This is a genomic window from Streptomyces sp. JLBJ103, assembly GCF_058215575.1.
The window spans coordinates 516,842-531,465 of the sequence record NZ_CM177089.1; the positions used below are offsets into that span (position 1 = coordinate 516,842).

Sequence of the window (14,624 nt, forward strand, 5' to 3'; positions counted from 1 at the left end):
TTACGCCCATGCACGTTCTCCTGGTCGAAGACGACAACCGGCTGGCGGCCGCCCTGACCGCCGCGCTGGCCCGTCTGGGCCACCAGGTCGTCCGCGCCGGACGCGCGGATGACGCACTGCGGCTCAAGGACGGAGCCGACTTCGTCCTGCTCGACCTCGGACTGCCCGATATGGACGGACTGGAGGCGCTGCGCAGGCTGCGCCGCGCCTCCGCCGTCCCGGTCATCGTGGTCACCGCCCGCTCCGAGGAGCGGGACGTGCTGCGGGGGCTGCGCGGCGGGGCCGACGACTATCTGGTCAAACCGTTCCGCACCGCCGAGCTGATCGCCCGCATGGAGGCCGTGATCCGGCGCGGTACCCGGCCGCTCACCGCCGCGGGCCCGGTGGTGGCGGCGGACGGTGTGCGTATCGATCTGGCCACCCGGCGGCTGGAGGTGGACGGGAGGCCCGTCACCCTCACCCGCCGGGAGTTCGACGTACTGGCCCTGCTCGCCCGTGAACCCGGCGTGGTCCGCAGCCGCGAGGAGATCCTCGACGAGGTGTGGGGCGATCTGCTGCTGTCCGCGTCCCGGTCCCTCGATGTGCACATCGCCGGGATCCGCGCCAAGACCGGCCGCCCGGGGCTGGTGGAGACGCTGCGCGGCACCGGCTACCGGCTGGGAACCGGCACATGCACCTCCGGATCCTGACCGTCTACACCGTCCTGATCGCCTGCCTGGTGATGGCGCTCGCGGTGCCGTTCTCCCTGGCGTACTCCTCGCACCGCACCGGGAAGCTGCTGCTGGAGCGGCGGGCGGACGCCACCCGCTTCGCGGAACTGGCCGACCAGGCGATCCGCGACGGCGACACCGCGGGGCTCGCCCAGGAGGTGTCCCGCTACCACGCGCTGTACGGCACCGCCGTGGAGATCCGCGACCGGGACGGCGCGCGGGTCGCGGGCGGCGGCGCCTGGGACCACGGCCAGGCCGAACGGGCGATGTCCGGCCGCACCACGGACAGCCTGCCGCTGATCACCCCGTTCGGCCCGGATTCGGCGGTGATCGCCGAGCCGGTCGGCCGGGACGCCCAGGTCTTCGGGGTGGTGGTGATGCGGGCGTCCACGAACGCGGCCCGGCGCGACGTCACCCTGGTCTGGGCCGCGGTGGCGGCGGGCTCGGTGGTCGCGGTGCTCTGCGCGCTGATCGCGGCGCGCCGGCTGGCCCGGTGGATCCTCCATCCGGTGACCGAACTGGATATCACCACCCGCGCGATCGCCGAGGGCCGGATGGACGCCCGGATCGCGGCGGTCGAGCGGGGCCCGGCCGAGCTGCGGCTGCTGGAGCTGCGGTTCAACGCCATGGCCGACGCGGTCTCGGCCGCCCTGGAGCGGCAGCGAGCCTTTGTCGCGGACGCCTCGCACGAGCTGCGCACCCCGCTGACCGTGCTGTCGCTGCGGCTGGAGAACCTGGAGCCGCATCTGAAGAAGACCGGCGACGAGGAGTTCGGCGAGGCCCTCGCCGAGGTCGACCGGCTGGCCCAGCTACTGGAGGACCTGCTGGAGCTGGCCCGGGTGGAGGCGGGCGCGACGGCGCCCGAACCGATCGCGCCCGCGGCGCTCGCCACCCGGCTGGCCACCTGGCGCGAGGTGTACGCGGCGCGGGAGCTGACGCTCGCGGTGGACATCGAAGGCGGCGCGGCGGGCGAGGAGACCTCGCTGCCCACGGCGGCCGGGCGGATCGCCGATATCGCGCTGGACAACGCGGCGAAGTTCGTACCGCCGGGCGGCACCGTGACCGTCTCCCTGAACGCCGGGGCGCTCCGGATCGCCGACGACGGCCCCGGGCTCGCACCGGAACACCTGACGGCGGCGTCCGGTCGCTTCTGGCGCTCCCCCAGCCACGGAAACATCCCTGGCAGCGGTCTGGGTCTTGCGATCGCCGCCGAGCTGGCCCGCGCGGCGGGCTGCACGCTGGTGCTGCGGCCCGCGGAGCCGCACGGGCTGGTGGTCGAGCTGCGGCTGCCCGACAACGCACCCGGCCCGCTCCCGGGGCCCCGCCCTCAGCCGTAGACCGCGCGGTAGTACGCCGCCGCGCCCCGGTGCAGCGGCACGGTGCCGGTGCCGATGGCGTACCGCTCGTCGAGACGGCTGCCGGGCGCGTCCGGCACCGGCAGCCGGTCCCGCCGCTCGAACAGCACGGCGGTGACGGCGCGGGCCGTGGCCGTCGCGAGATCGGAGCGGCAGACGAGATAGCTGGGCGTGCCCACAGTGGCGGTCGGGCCGTGCAGCCCGTAGATCCCGGCGGGGATGGACGCGCTCTGGTAGACGGCCCCGTGGCTGTGGCGGAGCTGCGCCACCAGGCCCTCGAGCGGAATGAGCCGCACGGGTCGGCGCTTGGCGAGCTCGGAGATGGTCCGGGTCGGTGCGCCACCGGACCAGAAGAACGCGTCCACCTCGGCCGCGGCGAGCGCGTCGGCGGATTCGCCGAGCCCGAGCCATACCGTCCGGACGGTGCTCACCCCGGCCGTCTCGAGCACCCGGGCCGCGGTCACCGAGGTACCGGACTCGGCGGCGCCGAGAGAGACGGTCCGCCCGGTGAGGTCGGAGGGGTTCCGGATCGACGAGTCCGCGGGCACCACCAGATGCAGATAGTTGAGATACAGCCGGGCGAGCGCGGCGACCGGCACCGGCTGCCGGAAGGAGCCCCGGCCCTTGGCGGCGTCGGCCGCGCTGTCGGCGAGGGAGAGCGCCATATCGGCACGCCCGTCGCCGAGCATCCGGAGGTTCTCCACGCTTGCCGCGGTGGTGAGCACCCGGATGTCGATCCGCGGATGTGCCGCGTGCACCTCGTCCGCCAGCCGACCACCGAAGATCTTGTACGGCCCGCCCTGCGGCCCGGTGGCCAGCCTGACCCGGCCGGACGGCCCGGCATCCTCGCAGCCGACCAGCCCGACCGCCGCGAGCGCCACGAACACCCGGCGAGAAACGGCCTGCACCACCCGCCGATGCTAACCCGTACGGTGCTGCGCACCGCACGGGTGGGATGGGGGCAGCCGAGGGGGCATGGGTGCCGGGCCCGGCGGAGCGGATGCGCGTGCCCAACGGGCAGACGCCGATCACGTGCCCGATACCGGGGCCCGGCGGGTAGGGCGCACGCATGCGAGCGGCGAAATGCCCAGAATGCGCGGCCACGGGTGCGCCGGGGTGGCGAAACACCCGAAGCCCGCAGCTGGGCCGCCGCGGGCTGCGGCCGGCGCCACCCGAGGCGCGGACATACGACCGCCCCTAGCCCGCCTCGGCCATGGCTGCACCGCCGAGCGGCCCGGCGCCCGTCACGACACCACCGGACCGCCCGCCACGGACGCTCCGCCCCGCGCACGCAAGCCCCCCGAACCCAACGGGCAGACGCCGACGATCACATGCCCGCCGCCGGGCCCAAGGCGCGCGGGTGCCACAAGCGGAGCGACAGGGGGCGCGGACGCGCGGCCCGCGTACTCAACAGGTTGCGGAAGGTGCGGGCGGCCACGCGGGGCCCGGCAACAGACGGGTGGCGCCGACGCGCGTCAGATCGCGGTGGCGCTCAGTTGGGCCCAGACGACGCGGCCGCCGTCCGCGGCCGGGCGGTCGCCCCAGGCGTCGGTGAGGGCGCGGACCAGGGCGAGGCCGCGGCCGCTCTCGTCCTCCACGCCCGCGTCCCGCGGGGTGGGGCCGAGGGGGCCACCACCCTGGTCGGTGACCTCGATATACAGCGAGCGGCGCTCATGGGCGCGCAGCACGCACAGGATCTGTTCGCTTCCGGTGTGCACCAGCGCGTTGGTGAACAGCTCGGACATCACCAGTTCGGCGGCGTCGCACACATCCTCATGGAAGCCCCAGAGGGGCAGTTGGGCGCGGACCCGGAGACGGGCGGCGGCGACGGAGGCGCCACGGGCGGGCAGCCGGAAGATCTCCTGGCGAAGGGCGGCGTCATAGCACTCGGCGCTCACGAGGGGGGCCATCGTCGGGCGTTGACGCAATGCCACGGCCATTCGCCTTCCGTCTCGCTGTGGGGGGCTCAGAAGAGCACAAGTCCGCTTTTGGGCCACCCTGTTGGCCCGGACGCTACGCCACTATTCCGGCTGTACACATCAGTTGGCAAGAGGCGTTCTGCAAAATGCAGAATAGCCAGAGCAGTCTGTTCCACCCATCACGCACATGGCACACTGACTCTCGACAATGACCGTCCGAGGAGGTACGACGTGGGTGAAGCGCGGTCTGCCCCGACCGTCGGGCAGATGGTCCTCGGCATGCGACTGCGGGACCTTCGCGAGAAGGCCGACGTCAGCTATGAGGAAGCCGCCAGGGCGCTGCACGTCAACCAGACCACGGTCCGCAGGATGGAGAAGGCCGAGGTCGGCCTGAAACTCCCGTATGTCGAGAAGCTGTTGCAGACCTATGGGGCCGATCAGGAGGAGATCGACGCCTTCCTCGCGCTCGCCGAGGACGCCAACAGACCCGGCTGGTGGCATCGGTTCCGCGATGTGCTGCCGGACTGGTTCAGCCTCTATGTGAGCCTGGAGGGCGCGGCCAGCCGGATCCGCGCGTACGAGCCGCACTTCGTACCCGGTCTGCTCCAGACCGAGGCCTACGCCCGCGCGCTGCTGAGCATCGGCTTTCCGAACGGCAGCGACCGGGAGATCGACCGCCGGGTCGCTCTGCGGATGGAGCGTCAGGAGCTGCTCACCCGCCCGGACGGCCCGCATCTGTGGGCCGTCATGGACGAGACGGTGCTCCGTCTCGGTATCGGCGGGCGAGAGGTGATGCGGGCCCAGATCGACCGGCTCATCGAGGCCACCCGGATGCCGAACGTCACCCTTCAGGTGATGCCGTTCGCCACGGGCCCGCACGTGGGCATGGGCGGCCCCTTCCAGCTCTTCCGGTTCCAGATCCCGGAACTTCCGGACATCGTCTACGCCGAGGCCCTGACCGGCGCCGGCTATCTCGACCAACGCGCGGATGTGGCCACCTACCTGGAGGCTCTTGACCGTATGGGCACCCAGGCCACATCGGCGCGGCGCACGGAGGGCTTCCTCCGTGAGATGCGCAAGGAGCTCTGACAGTGGAACACGTCGACAACGTGTACAACGGCATGCCGGCCAAGCAACTGGGGGTGGAAGGCTGGCACAAGCCCTGGAGCGGCCCCAACGGAGGCGCCTGCGTCGAAGCGCTGAAGCTGAAGGACGGACGGGTGGCGCTGCGCCAGTCGACCGACCCCGACGGACCCGCTCTGATCTACACCCATCATGAGATCGAAACGTTCATCCAGGGGGCCAAGGCCGGTGCCGCGGACTTCCTGCTGGTGCGGCCGGATCCCCATCTGACCTCGCCGAAGGGGAACGGCGCGAAACGGAGGGCCGCATGACCAGCGACATCCACAGCGCGGACCTAGCGAAGAGGGCAGGAGCGGCACCCACATCATGAATATCGACACCACCAAGCCGCATTCGGCGCGGATGTACGACTACTACCTCGGTGGCAAGGACCACTACGAGGTGGACGAGCAGGCCGCGGCGAATGTCATCGCGATCTATCCGGGGATCAAGACCTGTGCCCGGACCAACCGGACCTTTATGCACCGCGCCACGCGCTGGCTCGCGAAAGAGGCCGGGATCCGGCAGTTCCTGGACATCGGCACCGGAATTCCCACCAAGCCCAATCTCCACCAGGTCGCGCAGGACGTCGCCCCGGACGCCCGGATCGTGTACGCGGACAACGACCCGATCGTGCTGGCGTACGCCCAGGCGCTGCTGCAGGGAACGCCGGAGGGCCGCACCGCCTACCTCCAGGCCGATGTACGCGAACCCGAGCGGATCCTCACAGCACCCGAGCTGCACGAGACGCTCGATCTGAACCAGCCGATAGCGCTGTCGTTCAACGCGCTGTTCCACTTCGTCCCGGACGAGTACCAGCCGTACGAACTGGTCCGGCAGTTCGTCGAGGCCCTGCCCTCGGGCAGTTATCTGGTGCTTTCGCACTGCACCCCGGACTTCGACCCGGAGACCTGGGAGAAGGTCGCCGCGATCTATCGCCAGGGCGGTATCCCGGCGCAGGTGCGGTCCAAGGCCGAGGTCGAGCGGTTCTTCGAGGGGCTCGAGCTCGTCGCGCCGGGCGTCGAGGAGCCGCACCGGTGGAAGCCGGACGGGGAGGTGTCCGCCCTCAGCAGCGCGGACGTCTCGCTGTGGTGTGGTGTGGCCCGCAAGCCCTGAGCCGTTAAGCCCATCGCGTGTCCTGGACGGGGATCAGGACGGCGGCGCTCGACAGCGGAGCGGGGGACAACGGGGGAAGTACGAGGGAACAACGGGTGCGACGGGGGACCTGAACGACGGGGGATCTGAACGGGGTCAGGGCTTCACGGGGCGATCGCCCACCGTGAAGCCCAGCACCGCGCCACCGCCCGGCCGCGGCTGGGCGAAGACCGTGCCGCCGTGCGCGAGGGCGATCTCGCGCACAATGGCCAGACCGAGCCCGGAGCCGGGCAGACTGCGGGCGCCGGGCGCCCGGTAGAAGCGGTCGAAGACCCGCTCGCGGTCCTCCTCGTCGATCCCGGGGCCGCGGTCGCGGACCTCCACCCGGCGGCCGGTGATCACCACCTCGACCGGTTCGGTGCCCTCCTGGTCGAACTTGGCGGCGTTCTCCACCAGGTTGGAGATCGCCCGTTGCAGGGCGGCCGGGCCGCCCTCGACCCGGGTATCGCCTTGTGCCCGTACGGTGATCTCGCGGCCGGTCCGGCGGCGGGCGAGGGTCGCGGCAGTGGTGGCCACCGCTTCCAGCGACACCGGGGTGCGCGGTTCGTCGTCCTTCTGGCCGGCCGCCAGCTCCACCAGTTCATTGACCAGATCGGTCAGTTCCCGGGTCTCCCCCGCCAGATCGGCGAGCAGGTCCTCGCGCGCGGAGGGCGGCAGTTCCTCGAAGCGGCGCAGCAGCGAGACATTGGTGCGCAGCGAGGTGAGCGGGGTGCGCAGCTCGTGTCCCGCGTCCTGGACCAGCCGCCGCTGGTCGTCCTTGGAACGGGCCAACTGACCCAGCATGCCGTCGAACGCCCGGCCCAGACGGCCCACTTCGTCCTGTCCGGTGACCGGGACCGCCACCTCCATCCGGCCCGTCGCCGCCACGCTCTCGGCGACCCGGGTCAGCCGCACCAGCCGCCGGGTGATCCGCCCCGCCAGCCACCATCCGGCCAGTCCGGCGGCCGCGATGACGGCGGCGATGAACAGCGCGGTGCGCTTCTGGAGTTCTTGCAGCAGATCCTCGGTGTCACTGAGCTGCTGGGCCACTTGGATAGCCCCGGTGCCGTCGCCCACGGCCACGGTGGCCATCCGGTACTGCTCGTCGCCGATGCCGATGTTGCGCCGCACCACGGCCCCGGCCGTACCGGACGCCGCGGCCGCCCGGTCCTCGGGGCCGACCGGCAGCACGGGTCTGCCCGGGTCGTAGACGGTGCCCCGGCCATTGATCACCTGGACGTCCAGCCGACTGATCCGGCGCAGATCGCCCCGCAGCTCGTAGGGGACCGGCCCATCGGAGGGGTACTGACTGAGCACCACCTTCTCTCCCTGGACCTCGGTCCGCAGTTCGCGGACGACGTCGTCGAAGGCCGACTGCTGGTCCACCCGCACCAGACCGGCCGCGGCGTCGTAACTGAGGCCGCCGACCAGCAGGGTGACCACGGAGGCCACGGCCGCGAAGGACAGCGCGAAGGTGGTCCGCAGACTGGGTCGCGGACCGCGGAACCGGCGGGGACGGCGCACGTTCTCACTCCTCCCGCAGGGTGTAGCCGACACCGCGCACGGTGTGGATGAGGGGCTCGGCGCCTTCCTGGTCGACCTTCCGGCGCAGATAGCCGATGTAGACGGCGAGGTTCTTCGATCCGGGGCCGAAGTCATAGCCCCAGATGCGGGCGTAGATGGTGGCGTGGTCCAGGACGATACCCGCGTTGCGCGCCAGCAGTTCCAGCAGGTCGAACTCGGTGCGGGTCAGCTCCAGTTCCGTACCGCCGCGCCAGACCCGCCGCGCCCAGGGGTCCAGTCGCAGATCCGCGACCTCGACCACTCCGTCCACGGCCGGTTCACCGGGCACCGCGGGGGCGGGGGCGGGGGCGGCACGGCGCAGCAGGGCCCGCAGCCGGGCAAAGACCTCCTCGACCTCGAAGGGCTTGGCCACATAGTCGTCCGCCCCCGCGTCCAAGCCCTCGATCCGGTCGGCGGTCTCGACCCTCGCGGTGAGCATCAGGATGGGTGTACGGTCCCCCTCGGCACGCAGCACCCGGCACACCTGGAGTCCGTCCACCCCCGGCATCATCACATCGAGCACGATCATGTCCGGATGCTCGCGATGCACGGCGGCCAGCGCCTCGATGCCGTCGGAGACCGCGGTGACCCGGTATCCCTCCAGGGTCAGGGCGCGCTCCAGGGCATGGCGGATGGCGCGGTCGTCCTCGGCGAGCAGCACGGTATTCATCACTCCCCGAGTCTGCCAAGATCCGCCGGGCGCCGGATCCACCCCCTCCCGGGCCGCGCTTCTTACCCGGCTCTCACCTTGTTCTCGCGACCGGCTTACCGAATCCGGAGAAGGTGTCGGATACGTTCCGGGGAAACCCGCCCCGGCGATGCTACGGGCCGGAGAAAATCACCGTATGAAGATCGCATTCCTGCTGCACAACGCCTACGGGATCGGCGGAACGATTCGGACCACGCTGAATCTCGCCGCGGCGCTGGCCGATCGCCACGAGGTGGAGATCGCCTCGATGCAGCGGCACCGCGAGACGCCGCGTTTCACCGTGGACCCCCGGGTACGGCTGATCCCGCTGGTGGACACGCGACCGGACGGCGCCGACGCACGGGATCCCCGATTCGCCGAGCCGGCCCGGGACTTCCCGGTCCACGAGAAGCGCTACGAGCAGTACAGCAGGCTGATCGACGAGCGGGTGGCCGAGTATCTGCGCGGCTGCGACGCCGATGTGATCGTGGGCACCCGGCCGGGCGTCAATGTCTATCTCGCCCGCTTCGGCCCGCGCGGCGCGCTGCGCATCGCCCAGGAGCATCTGCGCTTCGAGGCGCACAGCAAGCGGCTGCGGGCGGAGCTCGCACCGCACTACCGCAGGCTCGACGCCGTGGTCACCACGACCGAGGCCGACTCCGCGGTCTACCGGAAGCGGCTGCCGCTGCCGGGAGCGCGGATCCTGGCGATACCCAACAGCGTCCCGGAACCGGACGTCCGGCCTTCCGAGGGCACCGAGCCGGTGATCGCGGCGGCCGGCCGACTGGTCCGCGGCAAACGCTTCGACCTGCTGATCGACGCCTTCGCCGAGGTGGTGGACAAGCATCCCGAATGGCGGCTGCGGATCTACGGCGGCGGAGCGGAGAAGGACCGGCTGAGCGAGCGCATCAGCCGGCAGGGGCTGACCGGCAGCGCCGAGCTGATGGGGCCGCACTCCCCGATCGAGGCGGAGTTCGCCAGGGCGTCGCTGGTCGCGGTGGCCTCGGACGCCGAGTCGTTCGGCATGACGATCGTGGAGGCGATGCGCTGCGGGGTGCCGGTGGTGAGCACCGACTGCCCGCTCGGGCCAGCCGAGATCATCCAGGACGGCGCCACCGGGCGGCTGGTGCCGACCGGGGACAAGCACGCGCTCGCCGGTGCCCTGCTGGAGCTGATCGACGACGCCCCGGCCCGGCGGGCCATGGGGGCCGCGGCGCTGGAGTCCGCGCGGACGTACGACCCGGCGACGATCTCCTGGCGCTACGAGCGGCTCTTCGAGGAGCTGGCCGCCACCCGCGGCGCTCGCCGCCGTGCGCGTACCCGGGCCGCGCTGCGGTCCCGCGCCCGCCGACTGGTGCGCCGCTGCACAGCGGTGTTCCGCCGCCGTCCGGGGACGGCGGCGGGCCGGTAAGGGGCGCTGAGGGGCGCGTCGCCGCGCCGACGGCCGGCTACCAGGTCGTCGGCGCGTAGTCCTTGAGGAAGCAGCCGAAGAGGTCCTCGCCCTGCTCACCCCGGACGATCGGGTCGTAGACCCGGGCCGCGCCGTCGACGAGGTCGAGCGGGGCGTGGAAGCCCTCGGCGGCCAGCCGCATCTTGTCCGGGTGCGGCCGCTCGTCGGTGATCCAGCCGGTGTCGACGCTGGTCATCAGGATGGCGTCGGACTCGAACATCTCGCGCGCGCTGGTGCGGGTGAGCATGTTGAGCGCGGCCTTGGCCATATTGGTGTGCGGATGCCCGGCGCCCTTGTAACCGCGGCCGAACTTGCCCTCCATCGCGGACACGTTCACCACGTACGTGCGCCGGGCGGGCGAGGCGGCCATCGCCGGGCGCAGTCGGCTCACCAGGATGAAGGGCGCCGTCTCGTTGCAGAGCTGTACTTCGAGCATCTCGACGGGATCGACCTCGTGGACCCGCTGGATCCAGGTATTGGTCGCGTCCAGGTCCGGTATGAGCCCGCCCGCGTCGATCGCGGTACCGGCCTCGATCCGGGCGGGTGAGGCGGAGCCGCTGGTGAGGGCGAGGGCGGTGAGGTCCTGCGGGGACAGCGCCCCGTCCCGCGGCCGGCGCGGTCCCGGCAGCGCCGTCTGGGACCCGCTGCCGAACGCGCCGAGGACCGTGGCCTCGGGCAGCTCCCCGGCGGGCAGCGGCGCCGACTCGCCCGCTATCAGCTCCGCGTACGCCTGGGGCGAGCGGCGGACCGTCTGCGCGGCGTTGTTGATCAGGATGTCCAGCGGACCGGCGGCGCTCACCGTGTCGGCCAGTCCGATGACCTGGGCGGGGTCCCGCAGATCAATGCCGACGATCTTCAGTCGGTGCAGCCACTCACCGCTGTCGGGCATCGCCTTGAAGCGGCGGATGGCGTCGTTGGGGAAGCGGGTGGTGATGGTGGTGTGCGCGCCGTCGCGCAGCAGCCGCAGCGCGATATACATCCCGATCTTCGCGCGACCACCGGTGAGCAGCGCACGCCGTCCGGTGAGATCGGTACGGGCGTCCCGGCGGGCCCGGTTCTCGGCGGCGCACTCGCGGCAGAGCTGGTGGTAGAACGCGTCGACCTCGACATAGCGGGTCTTGCACACGTAGCAGGAGCGGGCGCGCTCCAGGATGCCCGCGATCTCCGTGGTCACCGAGCTGGTGAGGGCCCGGCCGAGTGTCTCGTCGTCGATCCGGTCGGCGGCCCCGGTGGCGGTGGCCTCGGTCACGGCCTTGTCGTTGGCGGTCTTCGCGGCCCGCCGCTCCTGGCGGCGACGCTGCTTCACGGTGCGGTAGATCCCGGCGGTGGCGCGGCGCACGGCGATCGCGTCGGGGTGGTCGAGCGGCAGCCGGTCGAGCTCCGCGAGCACGCTCAGGCAGATCGCCATCCGCTCGGGGTCGAGCCCGGGTGCCTCGGCGGGGGCCCCGGCCGCCGGTCCCGTCTCGCCGGTCTCCGCTGTCATGGGATCGACGCCCGTTGTCATGGGATCGACACCCGTCGTCCCGGCCCGGCCGTCGTCAGTCACCGTCATCGCCGCTGCCGCTTTCTGGTATCGCCGTTTTCCCTGGGTAACGGCGGAACTGTACGAAAGCGGGGCCGGATGCGCCAATCCCGGGCCGAGCGGGGGTGGTCACCGCGGCGGGTTCTCCACGCCGCGAAGGCGGTGCGGCGGCCGGATTCGTGGCCGGCGCCCGCATCACGAAGTCCGAATGGACGGCACCCCACAGGCGGCGGGGCCATGGCATGACCCGAGGAGCACTGTGCCCCACGGGCGGGCAGGGCGGGCCGCGCCGCAGAGCGGGAGGTGTCGCGCCGAGTCGCACCCGGCAGCGGACAGCGGCGCGCCGGACGTGGGCTCCGGGCGGGCCGTGCCCACGGGGTGGGTACGCCGGAGCACACCGCTGGAGCGGCAGGGCTGCCGATGGCGCCCGGCGCCCCCGGCAAGGTCCGGGGACGCCCCCGTGGCGGCGGGCGCGTCCCCTTGGGGCAGACATGACTGTCCGTCACCCACCCTCCCTGATCGGGACGTTCCGTCACCGCACGGCGGGTTCGAGGCAATACTCTCGGGGCATAGGCGGCGACAGAGGAGGAAGTGCATGGCGACGGGCGACAGCGAGCGGGCGTATGCGCGGGCTCGCCAGGAGGCCGAGCGGCTGGCCGCGGACGGGGTCGGCGGAATCGCGCTGACCTGGGTGGACAATGCGGGCCTCACCCGGGTGAAGACCGTGCCCACCACACGGCTTCCGCAGGCCGTGCGCCGTGGCGTCGGTATGTCCCCGGTCTTCGACGTCTATCTGGTGGACGACTCCATGACCACGAGCCCCCATATCGGCGGCCCCGACGGCGATCTGCGGCTCTTCCCCGACCTCGACCGGCTCACCCCGCTGGCCGCGCAGCCCGGCTGGGCCTGGGCACCGGCCGACCGGTACGACCAGGCGGGGGCGGTGCACCCCACCTGCCAGCGGCTGTTCGCGCGGCGGATGACGGAGCGGGCCCGGGAGCGGGGGCTCACCCTGCGCATGGGGTTCGAGACGGAGTGGGTCGTCACCTCCGACGAGCCGTCCGAGGAGAAGCCGCGCTACCCCACCACGGGCCCCGCGTACGGGATGGCGCGGGTGGTCGACCTCTCCGGATATCTCGCCGATCTGCTCGGCGCCCTGCACGCCCAGCAGGTCGAGGTGCTCCAGCTCCACCCGGAGTACTCCCCGGGGCAGTTCGAGGTGTCCGTGGCCCCCGCGGACCCGGTCGGCGCCGCCGACCAGGCCGTCCTGGTGCGGGAGACGATCCGGGCGGTGTCGGGGCGGGCCGGGCTGCACCCGCTGTTCGGCCCGGTGGTGGAGGCGGGCGGGGTGGGCAACGGCGGCCATCTCCATCTGAGCCTGTGGCAGGAGGACCGCAATCTGTGCCGGGACGGCGACGGCCCCCATGGGATGACGGCCACGAGCGAGGCGTTCCTCGCCGGGGTGCTGCGGGCGCTGCCCGCCCTGCTCGCGGTCGGCGCCCCCTCCCCCGCGAGCTATCTGCGGCTCGAGCCCTCCCGCTGGGCCGGGGCGTACCAGTGCTGGGGTCTTGAGAACCGGGAGGCCGCGCTGCGCTTCATCACCGGCGCGCCGGACGACCCGGCCGCGGCCAACGCCGAGGTCAAATGCTTTGACCCGGCGGCCAATCCGTATCTGGTGACCGGCTCGGTCATCGCCGCCGGGCTGGCCGGTCTCGACGCCGGTCTGACGCTGCCCGCACCGGTGGCCGGTGACCCGGTGGTCCAGGGGCGGGAGCGGCGGCTGCCCACTTCGCTGCCGGAGGCGCTGGAGCGGTTCGAGGAGTCCGCGGTGCTCCGGGAGGCGATGGGCGATCCGCTCTTCGAGTCCATCGCGGCGGTACGCCGGGCGGAGTCCGAGCTGTTCGCGAAGGCGAGCCCCCAGGAGATCGCGACCGCGACCCGCGGGCGGTACTGAACCGTGCCCGCCGCCGAGAGGCCGGACCCGGCCGAACTTCCGCTGCCGCCCCTGGTGGACCACCACTGCCACGGGGTGGTCCGCTCCGAGCTGGACTCGGCCGCGTTCGAGGCGTTCCTGACCGAGTCCGACGCCCCCGCGGCGCTCGGCACCACGTTCTTCGACAGCCAGCTGGGCTTCGCGGTGCGCCGCTGGTGTCCGCCGCTGCTCGGCCTGGAACCGCACTGCCCGCCCGCTCATTATCTCGCCCGGCGGCGCGAGATGGGGGTGCGGGAGGTGACCCGGCGGCTGCTGGCGGCGTCCGGCATCGGTGAGTTCCTGGTGGACACGGGGCTGCCCGGGGATCTCACCACCCCGCGGGAGCTGGCCACGGCGTCGGGCGGTACGGCCCATGAGATCGTCCGCCTGGAGCACCTGGCGGAGCGGACCGCCGACACCGCGCTGACCGCGGACGACTTTCTGACCGGTCTTGCGGACGGGGTGCGCGAGGCGGCCCGTACGGCGGCGGGGTTCAAGTCGGTGGCCGCGTACCGCTACGGGCTGGACTTCGCCCCGGAACCCCCGGCCCCGGCCGCCGTCCACACCGCGGCCGAGCGCTGGCTCGCCCACCGGGCCGACGATCCCGGGGCCGCGGCTCGGGTCACCGATCCCATACTGCTGCGCCATCTGCTGTGGTCGGCCGCGTACACCGGGCTGCCGCTCCAGCTGCACACCGGGTTCGGGGATCCGGATCTGCGGCTGGACCGCTGCGATCCGCTCGCGCTCACCGACTTCATCCGCGCGGTACGGCCCACCGGCTGCACGCTGATCCTGCTGCACGGCTATCCGTACCATCGCGGCGCGGGCTATCTGGCCGCCGTCTTCCCCCATGTCTACGCCGATGTGGGGCTGGCCCTGGCGCACACCGGAGCGCGGGCCGGGGCCGTGCTGGCCGAGATGCTGGAGCTCGCCCCCTTCGGCAAGGTGCTGTTCTCGACGGACGCCTACGGTCTGCCCGAGCTGTATGTGGTGGGGGCCCGGCTGTTCCGGGAGGCGCTGGCCGCGCTGGTGAACGGCTGGGTGGCGGCGGGAGCCTGGTCGCGCCGGGACGCCCACCGGGTGGCGGCGCTCCTCGCCGCGGACAACGCCCGGCGGGTGTACGGCCTGGGAGTCGCGTCCGGCCGCGACGCCTGATCCCTCCACACCGGGTGGTCGGGACGGTCCGGGC

At 72.4% G+C, this 14,624-nt stretch carries 13 protein-coding genes; 8 read left to right on the plus strand and 5 right to left on the minus strand.

The window, feature by feature from the left end:
* Positions 1-8 precede the first annotated feature (8 nt).
* Together AC4BEG_RS02110 and AC4BEG_RS02115 are read left to right on the plus strand one after the other, a co-directional pair.
* Positions 9-689, plus strand: a complete 681-nt coding sequence (locus tag AC4BEG_RS02110; RefSeq protein ID WP_201876147.1) for a response regulator transcription factor — start codon at positions 9-11, stop codon at positions 687-689.
* Complete coding sequence (locus AC4BEG_RS02115; RefSeq protein WP_490704191.1) at positions 671-2,047, plus strand: sensor histidine kinase; 1,377 nt, start codon at positions 671-673, stop codon at positions 2,045-2,047. The genes AC4BEG_RS02110 and AC4BEG_RS02115 overlap by 19 nt, the downstream gene beginning before the upstream one ends.
* On the opposite strand, the gene AC4BEG_RS02120 is transcribed toward AC4BEG_RS02115, so the two are convergent.
* Positions 2,038-2,976, minus strand: a complete 939-nt coding sequence (locus AC4BEG_RS02120) for a TAXI family TRAP transporter solute-binding subunit (protein ID WP_490704192.1) — start codon at positions 2,974-2,976, stop codon at positions 2,038-2,040. The genes AC4BEG_RS02115 and AC4BEG_RS02120 overlap by 10 nt on opposite strands.
* 564 nt (positions 2,977-3,540) lie before the next feature.
* Positions 3,541-3,975 carry an ATP-binding protein gene (locus AC4BEG_RS02125; protein ID WP_490704193.1) on the minus strand — a complete coding sequence of 145 codons (435 nt, stop codon included), beginning with the start codon at positions 3,973-3,975 and terminating at the stop codon, positions 3,541-3,543.
* Between the two features lie 240 nt (positions 3,976-4,215).
* Between AC4BEG_RS02125 and AC4BEG_RS02130 the strand changes: the two genes are divergently transcribed.
* From AC4BEG_RS02130 to AC4BEG_RS02140, 3 genes are read left to right on the plus strand one after another with little or no spacing between them, the layout of a single operon-like run.
* Complete coding sequence (locus AC4BEG_RS02130) at positions 4,216-5,073, plus strand: Sco1979 family transcriptional regulator (RefSeq protein ID WP_490704194.1); 858 nt, start codon at positions 4,216-4,218, stop codon at positions 5,071-5,073.
* Positions 5,074-5,105: 32 nt separating this feature from the next.
* A complete protein-coding gene (locus tag AC4BEG_RS02135; RefSeq protein WP_490707339.1) occupies positions 5,106-5,378 on the plus strand; it encodes a DUF397 domain-containing protein in 273 nt (90 codons plus the stop codon).
* 55 nt (positions 5,379-5,433) lie between these two features.
* The gene (locus AC4BEG_RS02140) at positions 5,434-6,222 is read left to right on the plus strand and encodes an SAM-dependent methyltransferase (RefSeq protein WP_490704195.1); all 789 of its coding nucleotides are present in this window, start codon (positions 5,434-5,436) and stop codon (positions 6,220-6,222) included.
* Positions 6,223-6,357: 135 nt separating this feature from the next.
* Here the strand turns inward: AC4BEG_RS02140 and AC4BEG_RS02145 are convergent, their stop codons facing one another.
* Positions 6,358-7,764, minus strand: a complete 1,407-nt coding sequence (locus AC4BEG_RS02145; RefSeq protein WP_490704196.1) for a sensor histidine kinase — start codon at positions 7,762-7,764, stop codon at positions 6,358-6,360.
* A gap of 4 nt (positions 7,765-7,768) precedes the next feature.
* Positions 7,769-8,476 (minus strand): response regulator transcription factor, encoded by a 708-nt coding sequence (locus tag AC4BEG_RS02150; protein ID WP_490704197.1) that lies wholly within the window; start codon positions 8,474-8,476, stop codon positions 7,769-7,771.
* 172 nt (positions 8,477-8,648) lie between these two features.
* Here AC4BEG_RS02150 and AC4BEG_RS02155 point away from each other — a divergent pair, with 172 nt between their 5' ends.
* Entirely contained in the window at positions 8,649-9,902 is a 1,254-nt protein-coding gene (locus AC4BEG_RS02155) for a glycosyltransferase family 4 protein (protein WP_490704198.1), read from the plus strand.
* 37 nt (positions 9,903-9,939) lie between these two features.
* On the opposite strand, the gene AC4BEG_RS02160 is transcribed toward AC4BEG_RS02155, so the two are convergent.
* Positions 9,940-11,424 (minus strand): SDR family NAD(P)-dependent oxidoreductase, encoded by a 1,485-nt coding sequence (locus tag AC4BEG_RS02160; RefSeq protein ID WP_490707340.1) that lies wholly within the window; start codon positions 11,422-11,424, stop codon positions 9,940-9,942.
* A gap of 634 nt (positions 11,425-12,058) precedes the next feature.
* Between AC4BEG_RS02160 and AC4BEG_RS02165 the strand changes: the two genes are divergently transcribed.
* Both AC4BEG_RS02165 and AC4BEG_RS02170 read left to right on the plus strand, forming a co-directional pair.
* The gene (locus tag AC4BEG_RS02165) at positions 12,059-13,417 is read left to right on the plus strand and encodes a type I glutamate--ammonia ligase (protein ID WP_490704199.1); all 1,359 of its coding nucleotides are present in this window, start codon (positions 12,059-12,061) and stop codon (positions 13,415-13,417) included.
* A gap of 3 nt (positions 13,418-13,420) precedes the next feature.
* Positions 13,421-14,590: an amidohydrolase family protein gene (locus tag AC4BEG_RS02170; RefSeq protein WP_490704200.1), complete on the plus strand. Its 1,170-nt coding sequence runs from the start codon at positions 13,421-13,423 to the stop codon at positions 14,588-14,590.
* The last annotated feature ends 34 nt before the right edge of the window (positions 14,591-14,624 follow it).

What these genes read in the sequence shown, in the direction of transcription:
- AC4BEG_RS02165 (WP_490704199.1), top strand. Translation starts at nt 12,059, where the DNA reads ATGGCGACGGGCGACAGCGAGCGGGCGTATGCGCGGGCTCGCCAGGAG.
- AC4BEG_RS02125 (WP_490704193.1), bottom strand. Translation starts at nt 3,975, where the DNA reads ATGGCCCCCCTCGTGAGCGCCGAGTGCTATGACGCCGCCCTTCGCCAG.
- AC4BEG_RS02135 (WP_490707339.1), top strand. Translation starts at nt 5,106, where the DNA reads ATGCCGGCCAAGCAACTGGGGGTGGAAGGCTGGCACAAGCCCTGGAGC.
- AC4BEG_RS02160 (WP_490707340.1), bottom strand. Translation starts at nt 11,424, where the DNA reads ATGACAGCGGAGACCGGCGAGACGGGACCGGCGGCCGGGGCCCCCGCC.
- AC4BEG_RS02155 (WP_490704198.1), top strand. Translation starts at nt 8,649, where the DNA reads ATGAAGATCGCATTCCTGCTGCACAACGCCTACGGGATCGGCGGAACG.
- AC4BEG_RS02140 (WP_490704195.1), top strand. Translation starts at nt 5,434, where the DNA reads ATGAATATCGACACCACCAAGCCGCATTCGGCGCGGATGTACGACTAC.
- AC4BEG_RS02115 (WP_490704191.1), top strand. Translation starts at nt 671, where the DNA reads ATGCACCTCCGGATCCTGACCGTCTACACCGTCCTGATCGCCTGCCTG.
- AC4BEG_RS02110 (WP_201876147.1), top strand. Translation starts at nt 9, where the DNA reads ATGCACGTTCTCCTGGTCGAAGACGACAACCGGCTGGCGGCCGCCCTG.